Annotated in this window: 10 protein-coding genes; 7 read left to right on the top strand and 3 right to left on the bottom strand. The window is 68.2% G+C overall.

The window, feature by feature from the left end:
- Positions 1 to 23 precede the first annotated feature (23 nt).
- Positions 24 to 647: a TetR/AcrR family transcriptional regulator gene (locus LR394_RS29130; protein WP_231447780.1), complete on the top strand. Its 624-nt coding sequence runs from the start codon at positions 24 to 26 to the stop codon at positions 645 to 647.
- A 79-nt stretch (positions 648 to 726) separates the two neighbouring features.
- Complete coding sequence (locus LR394_RS29125) at positions 727 to 1,995, top strand: MFS transporter (protein WP_231447779.1); 1,269 nt, start codon at positions 727 to 729, stop codon at positions 1,993 to 1,995.
- Between the two features lie 55 nt (positions 1,996 to 2,050).
- On the opposite strand, the gene LR394_RS29120 is transcribed toward LR394_RS29125, so the two are convergent.
- The 3 genes from LR394_RS29120 to LR394_RS29110 form a co-directional block, all read right to left on the bottom strand.
- Positions 2,051 to 2,503 (bottom strand): hypothetical protein, encoded by a 453-nt coding sequence (locus LR394_RS29120; RefSeq protein ID WP_231447778.1) that lies wholly within the window; start codon positions 2,501 to 2,503, stop codon positions 2,051 to 2,053.
- A gap of 50 nt (positions 2,504 to 2,553) precedes the next feature.
- A complete protein-coding gene (locus tag LR394_RS29115) occupies positions 2,554 to 4,137 on the bottom strand; it encodes an FAD-dependent monooxygenase (RefSeq protein WP_231447777.1) in 1,584 nt (527 codons plus the stop codon).
- Between the two features lie 197 nt (positions 4,138 to 4,334).
- Positions 4,335 to 5,759, bottom strand: coding sequence for a hypothetical protein (locus tag LR394_RS29110; RefSeq protein ID WP_231447776.1), 1,425 nt, complete (start codon positions 5,757 to 5,759; stop codon positions 4,335 to 4,337).
- Positions 5,760 to 5,956: 197 nt separating this feature from the next.
- Between LR394_RS29110 and LR394_RS29105 the strand changes: the two genes are divergently transcribed.
- From LR394_RS29105 to LR394_RS29085, 5 genes are all read left to right on the top strand, one after another.
- Positions 5,957 to 6,811, top strand: a complete 855-nt coding sequence (locus LR394_RS29105) for a sulfurtransferase (RefSeq protein ID WP_231447775.1) — start codon at positions 5,957 to 5,959, stop codon at positions 6,809 to 6,811.
- A gap of 87 nt (positions 6,812 to 6,898) precedes the next feature.
- Complete coding sequence (locus LR394_RS29100) at positions 6,899 to 7,615, top strand: hypothetical protein (RefSeq protein ID WP_231447774.1); 717 nt, start codon at positions 6,899 to 6,901, stop codon at positions 7,613 to 7,615.
- Between the two features lie 198 nt (positions 7,616 to 7,813).
- Positions 7,814 to 8,962, top strand: a complete 1,149-nt coding sequence (locus tag LR394_RS29095; RefSeq protein WP_231447773.1) for an MFS transporter — start codon at positions 7,814 to 7,816, stop codon at positions 8,960 to 8,962.
- Between the two features lie 161 nt (positions 8,963 to 9,123).
- The gene (locus LR394_RS29090; protein WP_231447772.1) at positions 9,124 to 10,509 is read left to right on the top strand and encodes a hypothetical protein; all 1,386 of its coding nucleotides are present in this window, start codon (positions 9,124 to 9,126) and stop codon (positions 10,507 to 10,509) included.
- A 246-nt stretch (positions 10,510 to 10,755) separates the two neighbouring features.
- Positions 10,756 to 12,111 (top strand): TolB-like translocation protein, encoded by a 1,356-nt coding sequence (locus LR394_RS29085; protein ID WP_231447771.1) that lies wholly within the window; start codon positions 10,756 to 10,758, stop codon positions 12,109 to 12,111.
- Positions 12,112 to 12,131 lie beyond the last annotated feature (20 nt).

The following is a 12,131-nucleotide window of genomic DNA, read 5'->3' as shown; positions in this document are numbered from 1 at the left end:
TTTGGTTTGAGTACCGTAGCAGGGTGAATGCCGAGCCGGACACCAGCCCGTCGACCACCGCACCCATCCGCAGCCGACCCGGACGGCGCTACGCGAAAGGCGAGCAGCGGCGCCAGGAGATCCTCGAGCGCACCATCGAGGTCGTCGCCGAGCGCGGAGTCGAGGGCACCACCCTGCGCGCCATCGCCGAGGCGATCGGATTCACCCATGCGGCCATCACACGCTACTTCGCCGATCGGGAAGAACTCTTCCTGGCCGTCCTGCAGGAGGCCGACCAACGCGGGGCGGCCGAGCTCGCCGAGAGCCGGTCGGCTTCCGACTTCGCCACCCGTGCGGCACAGATCAGCCTTCGCGCACCCGGCCTGATGGCCCTCTACAACGCCATGACCTCGCGCGCCCTGGAACCGGGAAACGTTGCTTCCCGTAGTCATTTTCAGGAACGGCACACGCGGCTCGTGGAAGAGATCACCACGACGTTGCGCACCGGGCAGGAAGCGGGCGTGATCCGCCGAGACATCGACCCGAGCGTCACCGCGGCCCTCCTCCTCGGGGCCGCGGACGGTCTGAGCGTGCAGCAGCTCCTGCAGCCCGGGGACTCCTTCGAGGCCGCGATGACCCTGCTGGACACCCTCATCGCCGCCCCGTAAAAGTTCCACGCGGTACTTTTACGTGCTACTTTCCCGGGCACCGCCGCTCGTCGAGCGGCCACGCCCCTGGAGAGTCACCGTGGACCCATCCGTGAAGGAAACCGTCGGCGAACCGAGCCACCAGCCGCCGTCCGTTGCGGCGCCCCCTCGCTCCCGCCTGGCCCCGATCGCCATCCCCGTAGCGATGTTCGGCCTCGGCATCGCTCTCGTACCACCGCTGCTCGTCACGATCGCCCTGCGCCTACGGCAGATCTCCCCCGACAACGCCACCACGAACCTCGGCCTGGTGCTCGGCGTCGGGGCAGTCTGCGCGTTCATCGCCAACCCCCTCGCCGGACGCATCTCGGACCGCACCACCAGCCGGTTCGGCATGCGCAAACCGTGGATCCTGTTCGGCGCAGCCCTCGGCTACGTGGGCATCGCCATGATCGCGGTCGCCCCGAACGTCGGCGTTCTGCTGGTCGGCTGGGCCATCGGCCAAACGGGTTTCAACTTCGCCCTCGCGGCCCTGATCGCCATGCTTCCCGACCAGGTGCCCACGAGCCGCCGCGGACGTGTCGCCTCGTTCATCAGCCTCGGCCAGAACATCACCCTGGTCGCCGGCACGTTCCTCGTACAGCTCTTCCCCGCCGGACTCGCCCAGGGCCTCGTGCCCAGTGCGGTCGGGATCCTCATCCTGCTGGCCGTCATCGCTCCGGTACGCGACCGCCGCCTCGAGCACCGCCCCACCGAACCGTTCGGTATCCGGCAGCTCTTCGGCTCGTTCGTCTTCGACCCCCGCCGGCACCCCGATCTGGGCTGGGCCTGGCTCACCCGGTTCTGCCTCTTCGTCAGCCAGTTCACCGCGACGACCTACTTGCCGTACTTCCTCATCGACCGGATCGGGGTCCAGGAGTCGCAGACCGCGACGGTCGTCTTCCAGGCGACGCTGGTCAACGGGGTGGGCCTGATCCTGACCACCGTGCTGGGCGGCTGGCTCTCCGACCGCAGCCAGCGCCGCAAGCCCTTCGTGATCGGCTCGGCCGTCGTGGCCGGCGTCGGACTGCTCGTCCTCGCGACTTCGACCGACCTGACCACCATGTTCGTCGGACAGCTCATCCTCGGCGCCGGCATCGGCGCCTTCCTGTCCGTCGAACTCGCCCTCATCACGGACGTCCTGCCGAGCGACGAGACCTCCGGGAAGGACCTCGGAGTCATCAACATCGCTCAGGCACTGCCCCAGTCGCTGCTACCGACCGCCGCACCTAGTGTCGTCGCCGCGTTCGGATACCCCGGGCTCTTCGTCGGCGGAGCACTTTTCGCCGTCCTCGGCGCCTTGTCGATCACCCGCGTCAAGAACGTCCGCTGACGTTCAGCTCGCGCCCAAGGTGTCGGGTGGAGGCCCGGTCCGATCAGGCCTCCACCTAGGCCGAAACCGGGGCCGCGAAGCGCTTCAGGAACGCCTGCCCGTCCCGGGCCTGCCGCTCGATCTGGACGATCGCCACGATCATCACCAGCAGCACCACGGCCAGCACGATCACCGACGTGGTCGGGTCCTGCAGGGCCCGGCCCCAGGCCGTCAGCGGGCCGACCGCCAGGATCAGGGCCAGCGGACGCCGGGCCTGCAGCGTGTGGGCCAGCGAGATCAGGCGCGTGCGGTCGGTGTCGGGCATGCCGCAGTCCTGCTCCTCGGCCCGCACCAGCCGGGACAGGCGGGCGTTGTCGCCGGGCAGGTAGCCGCTGATGCCCTCGGCCCGGCGGCGCCGGCCGTCGATGCTCGTGGCGCGGTACAGCAGGAACGCGCCGGGAATGATCAGCACCAGCCCCACGAACTCCAGCACGAGGCCGATCCAGTCAAGTACACCCGCAGATTCCATGCGGCTAAATCTAGATCAAGGCGGCCCATACTCTTGACAGCGGCCGTCACTCAGAACCCGAGCGCCCGGAGCAGGCACCGCGCCAGGTCGTCCGGATCGTCCTCGGTCACGATCGCGGCCACATAGGCGTCCGGCCGGATCAGCCAGGCCTCCCCCGGCCGCATCCCGAGCGTCTTGATCACGTCCTCGCCGCCGCTCACACCGTCCAGCGCGACCACGTCGATCGGGCATTCGGACGCCGAGACCGCTGCCCGGTAGAGCTTTTCGCTGTACCGACCGTCGCGCACCAGCACGGTGAAACCGCCGCGCAGCACCTCTCGCAGCCGAGTCACCGAGCGCCGGCCCGGCACCCGCACGGGCAGATCGGGCACCAGGACGCCCGGGGCCGGGTCGGGCACGGCCCCTCGGCTCGGGCGGCCGACAAATGGACGCGTGGGGTCCGGGGTGACCAGCCGCGAACCGGGGTACCAGAAGGGTTCGGATAGACGCCCGGAATCGATCCTGGTCGCCAGAGCCGGATCGGTCGCCGCGCGCAGCACCCGTTCCCGCTCGGCCCGCTCGGCCGGAGACTGCGGCACCAGGAAGCGCAGAGTGGCTGAGGTGACGTCGAGGTCCTCGCGCGCAGCGGCATGGCGCTCGTCTTGGTAACTGCCCAGCAGGTGCGGGCCGGCCCAGTGGTGCACGTCGAAAAGAATTTTCCAGGCGGCGTTCTCGGCGTCGAAGACACCCGTGTTGAGCCCTCGGGCACCGAACGGCGCAACCAGGTGAGCGACGTCTCCTGCTAGTAAGACCTTTCCTGCTTGAAGACGATCGGCGCAGCGATTCTGGCAGCGATAGGTGGACTTTGCGACGATCTCGAACGGGTGTTCACCGAGCACCGCGCGGATGCGCCGGTCCAGGCCACCGCAACGTTCGTCCTCGCCGAGGTCGTACTCCTCCGGCACCTGCCAGTCGATCCGGAACGTCGAGTCCGGGCAGACCTGGATCAGCACCTGAGCGCCCGGTGCCCAGGGCGGGTCGATGTAGAAACGGCGCTCGCTGGCCCAGTCCGGGCGATCGGCCCGGATGTCGCAGCTCAGGAACTGGCCGGTGAAGGCCCGGCCCTCGAAGGTCACGCCCAGCGCCGAACGCAGGGTCTCGCTCGAGGCGCCCGTGGCCAGGACGAGATGCGAACCCCAGACGTCGATCTCGCCGGCTCCGCGACGGAAAGTGGCACGGATCGCATCGTCCTCTGCTGAGATCTTCACCAGCTCGTGATCCCAGGAGGTGCCGACCCCGAGCCGGGTGAGCGCCGCCTGCAGCAGTTCCTCGGTGTGGTCCTGGCTGATGTTCACGAACGGCGGGAACACGGCATGGCTCTGGTCGGGCAGTTCCAGGCTGGCCACTTCACGATCGCGCAGGTAGGTGCGGGCCATGCTCCAGGGGACGCCCTCGGCCGCCAGGCGACGCCCCACGCCGATCAGGTCCCAGATGTCGAGGACGTCGCGAGCCTGGCTGATCGACCGGGACCCGGTGCGCTCACGCGCGGTGCGGGCCTCGAACAGACGCACGTCCAGACCCCAGCGGGCCAGCAGCGCAGCCGTGGTCTGCCCGACCGGCCCCGCCCCCACCACCAGGACGGGTAACCGCTTCACCCCTGCGCGCCTCCCCTACCGTTCGGCCCGGACGTCATGGCCGGGCCCGGCGGGCGAGGCGCAAGCGCGGGCATTCATGCGCCGACGTTACGCCTTCCTGACCGTTATGACCGAAATGTTCGCTCAGCGGTCAGCGGCAGTTCCGGAGAAGGAGGCCGGTGAAGGGGACGCCGGTCCAGCGCCCCCTTCACGAAAGCTCAGCTCATCGGCAGTACTCGGGCGATCTTGACCGAACTGGAGTCGGTGCCCGGGGCTGGGAAGGCCACGCTACCGTCCGGGTACTCCTTGACCGCCAGGAAGTCGTGGTCGGTGGCCGGGATGCTCAGCTCCGAGCCGATCGTGGCGCCGGTGCCACGGTCCAGGACCTTGGCCTTGGTCTGGGCACCCGAGCCCCAACTGATCAGCATCCGGTCCGCGCCGTACTTGACCAGGTGCGGATGCTGCGTGGCCACGCCCGGATCGACAGTGGCCTCGGCCGCGCCGGTGGTGAAGCGCGAGAGCTTCACCGCGTTGCCCTGACTCCACGCCGACCAGTAGCCGTTCTTGGCCGCAACCAGGTCACCGCCGAACAACGTCCCGTCACACTTGCTCGCCGCGACCGTGCGGTACGGGTTCGGCTGGGCGATCCGGCACTGGTTGTCGGTGGCGCAGTTCATCACCCAGTCCTGCTTCTGCGGATCGTGCAGGATCCGCGAGGTCCAGGCATGGCTGCAGCCCACCTCGAAGCCCTGGTTCTTCACCAGCGCGCCCTGGGAGTCCACCACCTGCATCCGGTCGCCCTGGTGGATGTCCACACAGTTGCCGTTCTTCACGGTGATCGCGGTACCGAAGTAGGCCGCGTAGTTCTCCCCGTCATAGGCCAGCCGGCCGTGGTGCTGGTACCACCAGACGAACCGGGCGCCGTCGCTGTAACCCTTGCGGCTGCCGTCCAGGTTGGTCACCTGCCGGTCCCAGACCTGCTGGCCCGAGGTGTCGAACCGGATCATGTGCATGGTGTTGCACGGACTGGACGTGCCTCCACACAGCGGACCGGTGCCGCACTCGCCCTTCTTGGTGATCAGCAGTACCCCGCCGTCGGCGTCGGCCGAGACGTCCTGCAGGTCAATACCCTCGAAAACGGTGGGCTCGCCGACCAGCTCGTCGTCGCAGCCGAGCTGGCCCAGGTAGACCTTGTCACCGGAGGCCGCGACCCAGGCCAGCCAGGACTTGCCGTTCGGGGCGGAGGCAATCGCCAGCGGCAGCACCTCGGTGTCCCCCTCCCGGCCATACCCCTTGACCTGGCTGGGCAGCTTCACATCGGTGACCTTGGCCTGAGCCGACGCCGAGGCCTTGCGGCCGCAGGCGTCGGTCGCGTCAGGAGCATCACTTGTGGACGTTGCTGCCGGCTCGGTCTCGGACGGTTCGGTTGCGCTGGGCTCAGTAGCGCTGGGTTCAGCGGTAACGGACGGGGTGGCCACCGGTTGGGTGATCGGGCGGTGGCCCCAGCGGGGCGGCGGCTTGGCCGACGCCGACTGCAGAGCGACGGTGGTGCCGGTGATCGCGAGCGCGACCGCGCACAGACTCAGCAGCCACAGCCGTCGCGGGGACGGCCGTCGTCGGCCGGGCGTCAGGGAAGTTCGCATGGTCGGTGATCCTGGGCAGGCCTGGTTTAAGTCAACTCACGTACCGCCCTAAATCCGGCCAATCACCAAAGGTTGCCCGCGATCGTCGAGAATTTTCCGGCCCGGTGATCACGATGCCTGATGTCTGGAACGCCGCCGCGGCCGAAGTGCGTTGGCACCGTCGACCGTCCGAGAACCGCGTGAAAGGCCGTTTCGCGATGACCACTGCTCTGATCAGTGCCCAGTCTCTGGCTCAGGAACTGGGCGATCCCCGCCTGCGTATCCTCGACGCGTCCACCGTTCTGAACATCGACGAGAACGCCGGTACGTACGTGGGCGCGGCGCTGCGTGGAGACTACGAACAAGGCCACGTCCCCGGCGCGGTCCTCGCCGATGTGCCCGGCGTGCTTTCCGCGCCCGGCGCCACCTACGCCTTCACCCTGCCCACCCCCGAATACTTTGCGCAGCAGATCGGTGCGCTCGGTGTTGGTAACGACTCCCGTGTGGTGGTCTACGACGCGGACGGCGGCGCCTGGGCTACGCGGGTGTGGTGGCTGCTGCGGGTTTTCGGCCACGACGACGTACGGGTGCTGGACGGGGGTAAGCAGGCATGGGTGGCCGCCGGCCAGCCCCTGGAGAAGGGGAACCAAACCGCGGCCGCCGCGTCGTTCGTCCCCAGTTTTCGCTCTGATCTGGTGGCCACCACCGACGAAGTGGCCCAGGCCGATGCGTGCCTGATCAACGCCCTGGACCCGGCCACCTTCCGAGGCGAGCAGGAGGTCAGCCCCTACCCCCGCCGCGGGCGTATCCCCGGCAGCCAGAACCTTCCCTTCTATACGCTGAAAGATCCTGACACGGGCAAACTGCTTCCGGTGGAGCAGCTTCGGGAGGCCCTGGAATCCTCCGGGCTGCTGACGAGCCCCCGCGCGATCACCTACTGCGGCGGCGGGATCGCGGCTTCCCTGGTGACCTTCGCGGCGTACGTGGCCGGCCGCGAGGACGTCGCGATCTACGACGGTTCCTTGAGCGAATGGACGGGCGACCCCTCGCGTCCGGTGGTCCTGGGCGCCTGAGTCGCCGGCCGCCGCCGGGCGATCAGCGCTCCGGCGGCGGATACGGCTACCATCAGCGCGTTCCTGATGGTTTGAAAGGTAGATCAGTTGAGTCGGACGAATCGTGTCGTGGTGCTCGGGCGTGGCCCGGTGCGGGCGACGGCCGCGGCAACCCTGCTCCCCGGGCCCGGAGTCACCCTGATCGGTGACGCCGGTCCCAGCGCGGGCGGCGGCGCCTGGACCACCATGATGCGCGAACTGCGGCGTCTGGACGTCGATCTCACCCGGTTCCGGCCCGCCAACGATCCGGACGAGGTGCCGCTGGCCCGCTACGTCACGATGAACCCGGTGGCCGGCGCCGACGTGCTCCTGACCGACGAGTCGCTGCCGCCGGAAGTGGTGCGCTCCGCGCTCTATCACGCCCGTGGCAAGGTCATCCTCGAGCCAGGCCCGTCCCCCACCTGGCTGGGCACCTTCGCACCCTTCGTCCACATCCTCGCCCCGAGCCCGGCCACCCTGCGCGCCCTGGCCCAGGCCCCCGACGACGCCGATCCCCTGCCCCTGGCCCAGGACCTGGCCCAGCAGTACCGGGTGACGGTCGTGGTCCCGATCAACGCCCACACCACCCTGGTCGTCCGCCGCGACCAGGAGCCCCAGCGGATCCAGGTCGAAGCCGGCGCTGCCGCGAACAACACCGAGGACTATTTCCGGGGTGCCCTGGCAGCACGGGTAGCCGCTAAGACCCCCATCCTCGATGCGGTACGCACCGCCACCGAGGCCGCGGCCGCATGGGCTGGGACGGCCACGTCCGCAGCCAGCTCCTGATCGGGTAAAAGGGGTTCTGGCAGAACCCTGACAGCCAGGCCTCTTCACCTGGAGTCCGGCCCGTTCTTGACTGTCGCTGTCAGCCGGTGGCGCCGCCCGCGTGACCCTGCCCGAACCGTCAAGAAGGCACTGCCGTCCATGCCACCGAAGTCCCCCTCAGCCTCCCCCGAACTCTCACCGGCTCCGGGCCTGAGCCCCATGCTGACGTTGCTGTTCGCGATCGCCGGCGGGTGCGCAGTCGGCAGCCTGTACCTGGCCCAGCCCTTGATCGAGACGATCGCGGCCTCCTTCGGCGTCGAGCCCGCGCGGGCTTCAGCCCTGGTGACCGTGACGCAGATCGGCTACGCACTGGGCATTTTCCTGCTGGTGCCCTTGGGCGACGTGCTCAACCGCCGGCGCCTCATCCCGACCGTGCTGGTCCTGTCCGCCGCCTCCCTGCTGGCGGCCGCGCTGTCACCGGTCTACGGGTTCCTGCTGGTCGCTCTGGCCGCAGTGGGACTGACCGCAGTCGCCGCGCAGGTGCTCGTCCCGTTGGCCAGCGAACTCGCGGCCCCCGAACAGCGAGGCCGAGCCGTAGGCACAGTGGCTTCCGGTGCGCTGATCGGCATTCTGCTCTCGCGCACGGTCAGCGGCCTGATCGCCGACCGGTGGGGCTGGCAGGCCATCTACGTGCTGGTCGCAGCCGTAGCCCTCGTCCTGGCGGGCGTGCTGAGCGTGGCCATCCCCCGCCTGCCCGCACGTGAGCCCGTGCCCTACCTCCGGCTCCTCGGATCGGTCTTCACCTCGGCGGCCCGGCACCGCGCAGTCCCGGCCACCCTGCTGATCGCCGCAGCCAATTTCGCCGTGTTCTCCCTGTTCTGGACCGCGCTGACCTTCCTGCTCACCGACGAACCGTACGGCTACTCCACCAGCCAGATCGGCCTCGTGGGCCTGGCCGGGCTCGCCGGTGCCATCGCCGGACGCCGCGCCGGAACCATGCACGACCGCGGCTGGTCGGTTCCGGCGAGCGGCATCGCCCTGGGCCTGCTGGCCCTGTCCCTGGCTGGCGCCTGGATCTTCCAGACCTCCATCATCGGGCTGATCATCGCCATCGTCGTCCTGGACATCGCCGCCCAGACCAACCTGGTCCTCGGGCAGACCCGGCTGGTGGCCCTGTCCCCGGCCGAACGCAGCCGCCTCAACACCGCCCTGGTCGTGTGCAACTTCATCGGCGGCGCCTTCGGCTCGTTCCTGGCCGGACCGTTGTGGAGCGCCGGCGGCTGGGGCGCCATCATCGCCGGAGCCGCAGTGGTCACGGCCTTGGCCTTCGTGGTCTGGGTGGGCGCACGCAAACGTCTGGTGGCCTGACGTTGTCGATCAACTGTTTCGAGCTTCTGCGCCAGCAGAGTCAGCTCGAGTGCCGTTCTAGCACCAGGGTCGCGGCCGGGGATTGACGTCCATCGCAAACACCCTGCCCATTTGGGCACTATTGCCGTAAAGCTACGGCGTGCGGGTATGTGATGGCCGGTATGGCTGGCGCGAAGGGCAGGACCGCCGGAAGGCCGGATATCTGGTCCCGGCTCGCGGCATTGTGGCAGGACGCACGGGTGAAGCGCAGGCTGGCTGTCGGCACTGCGGCGGCAACGCTGACAGGGATTCTGGCCAGCTTGGGCGATGCTGCCGGGTTGCCGGTCCTGGTAGCTGCCGCTGGCGTTCTCGTTGCCGGAGTTCTCTTCCCGACCGTCGGCCAGGTGCGATACCGGCACCTGACCGGAAGCGCATCTGCGGTCCTGGCGCTGGCCAGCCTTGGGCTGCTGGGAGCCTCATTCGTTTCCGAGGCGGGTGAGCCCTCAGGCGGCCGGTTCGCGGATCAAGGGTCATCATCAGCAGGCGCGGCCACCGATGAGGATGTCGCACCGGGGACCGCTGACCCTGACCTCAGCGTTCAGGTGTCATGGGACGGGGAGAACCAGAACCTATGTCAGCAAGTCATCACCGAGCACGACGACATCACTCAGGTGCCGGCTCCTCCACCAGAAGTGATCGGAGCCAAGCGTGCATGGACCCTGGAGGCCGACGCCGTGGACGGCGGCGACAGCCATCTGACGATCAAGGTACAAGGCAGCGGCGAGGATGCGATCGTTCTCGAAGGCCTTGGCGTGCGGATCCTTCACGAGGCTGAGCCCAGCGGTAAGGCCGTTTACGGCCTTGGCGAGGGATGCGGGGCGCCCGTAGTACCGGCCCGGTTCAGCGTTGATCTGGACCAGCGTCCCGTTCCTCGGGTTGTTGCCCAGCCGCGCGAAGACCCCGATGTTCCCCCGCAACCGGCCAAGGATTTCCCCCTGCAGGTGACCCAGAGTGAGGCGGAATACCTTCTCCTGGATGCCACCGCCGTGACGTGCGACTGCACGTGGGAAGCCGTGCTGCGTTACTCCAGAGCTGGGGTGCAACAGCCGGAAATCTCGATTCGAGACGAGAACGGCCGGCCTTTCCGTACCAGCGGACTGCCGGTTGGTTCGCCCGGTTTTCTGGACGACGGCGCTGGTAACTGGATATCGGTCGGTCCGGTAAGTGACGAGCGGATGTACGTGGCCGACATGTGGACACCCGCCCTGGCGCTCTACAAGCCTCAGGAGCTCCAGATCACTGACGATTCGTCCCTGGAGGTGGAAAACCTCAACTGGTCGGCGTGGACGGGAGAGGAAGCCGTTGGCCTAGGTGTGGCGCGTCTCAATACGCGCGTCCCCGATTGCACCGAGGGCCGCGACGAACGCCACCCCGTCCGAATCATCCTGAGTGGTGAAGCCATGTGCGAAGACAAGCGTTTCTTCACCAGCCTGGTGGTGCACTGGAGGTCAGAGGTGCCGGAAGGCATACCTCAGGACTTTGAGTACCGGTCCGGTTCTCCGTGCTAGCCGAGGCGTAATCCGCCCGCACCACCGGTTCTGCTGGCCCGAAACCGTCCGGTGACGGCAACGCATGGTCTGGGCGAAGCGTACAGCGCAAGCCGTACCGCCAGCATGCCGAAATTCACGTTTGACCTTTTTGTGCCCAAGGTCGACCATCGCGATGTAGCGTCGAAAGAAGCGGCGGGGCAACGCACCGGCCGCTGTGCTCGGGGGAGCATATTCGCACGGGGGACAGTCCTTTTGAGGAGCTTCATGCACCGCGATCGACGTTTGCTCACGGCCTTGGCCACCCTCACCACGGCAGCGGCCCTGCCGGTGCTGGCCCTGCCTGCGGCCGCGGCCGGCCCGACGTTCACCCGGGTCTCCACCGACTCCGCCGGTGACCAGCTGGAGGGGATGAGCTCAGGCAACGACATCACTCCGGACGGCCGGTACGTCCTGTTCACCACCTACACCGAGATCCCGCGTACTCCCAGCGTCGGGATCCGAGCGGACGCGTACGTCAAGGACACGGTGACCGGTACCACCACGCCGGTCGGCATCGCCACGGACGGCGAGCCGGCGACGGATGGCAGTAACGGCCAGACGATTTCGGACGACGGTCGCTACGTCGCGTTCACCTCGCGTTCGGCCGATCTGGTGGACGACGACACCAACGGCAAGGACGACGTCTTCCGCCGGGACCTGGTCACCGGGGAGACGGTACGAATCTCGGTCGGGCAGAACGGGGCCGGTAACAGCGGCGGAGGCAATGTGTACGCCTCGATCTCGGGTGACGGCAACCTGGTCGCGTTCGATTCGGACGCCACGGACCTGGTGAACGGTGACACCAACGGCACGCGGGACATTTTCGTCCGGAACGTGAGCGCCGGCACCACCCAGCGAGTCTCGGTCAGCTCCAGTGGGGAGCAGTCGGAACCGAAGTTGGCGAACCCGCCCCAGCCCTGGTTCGCGACCCGGGACAACCTGGAACCGCAGATCTCGGGTGACGGCAGCGCGGTGGTGTTCCACTCATACGCCACGAACCTGGTGCCGGGTGACACCAATAACTCTCTCGATGTGTTCGTGCACACGCTGGCCACCGGTACCACGCAACGGGTCTCGGTGACCTCGGACGGTTCGCAGGCCGACACCGGGGTGCGGGCCAGCGGTGCCAGCAGCGCGTCGATCTCCGACGACGGCCGGGTGGTCGCGTTCTACTCGGTCTTCACCGATCTGGTGACGCCGGCCAGCCACCCGAACGACGTGTACGTGCACGATCTCGAAACCGGCACGACCGAACTGGCTGTGGTCACCACCGACGGGGAGCAGGGCGCGAAGGGCGCTCGCAACGGGATCATCTCGCCCAGCGGTGAAGCGGTCACGTTCTACTCCGAGGACGAGAACCTGGCCCCGGGCGATCCCGGACCGGGCTGGTTCGTGCGGAACCTGAAGAGCGGGGACGTGTATCGGATCGCCAAGAACGCCGACGGCGAAGAGCTCGAGCTGTCCGTGGCGGGCAACGCCCTGGCCGGCGACGACAAGACCCTGCTCTTCACCTCCGCAGCCTCGAACGTCGTTCCCGGTGACACGAACGACGACGGCGACGCATTCGTCGTCAAGTTCTAGTCGTCCATCTCGAGGCTGGG

It is taken from the genome of Kineosporia babensis, assembly GCF_021129305.1.
Taxonomy (GTDB): Bacteria; Actinomycetota; Actinomycetes; order Actinomycetales; family Kineosporiaceae; genus Kineosporia; species Kineosporia babensis.
This window is presented reverse-complemented; position numbering and strand designations above follow the sequence as displayed.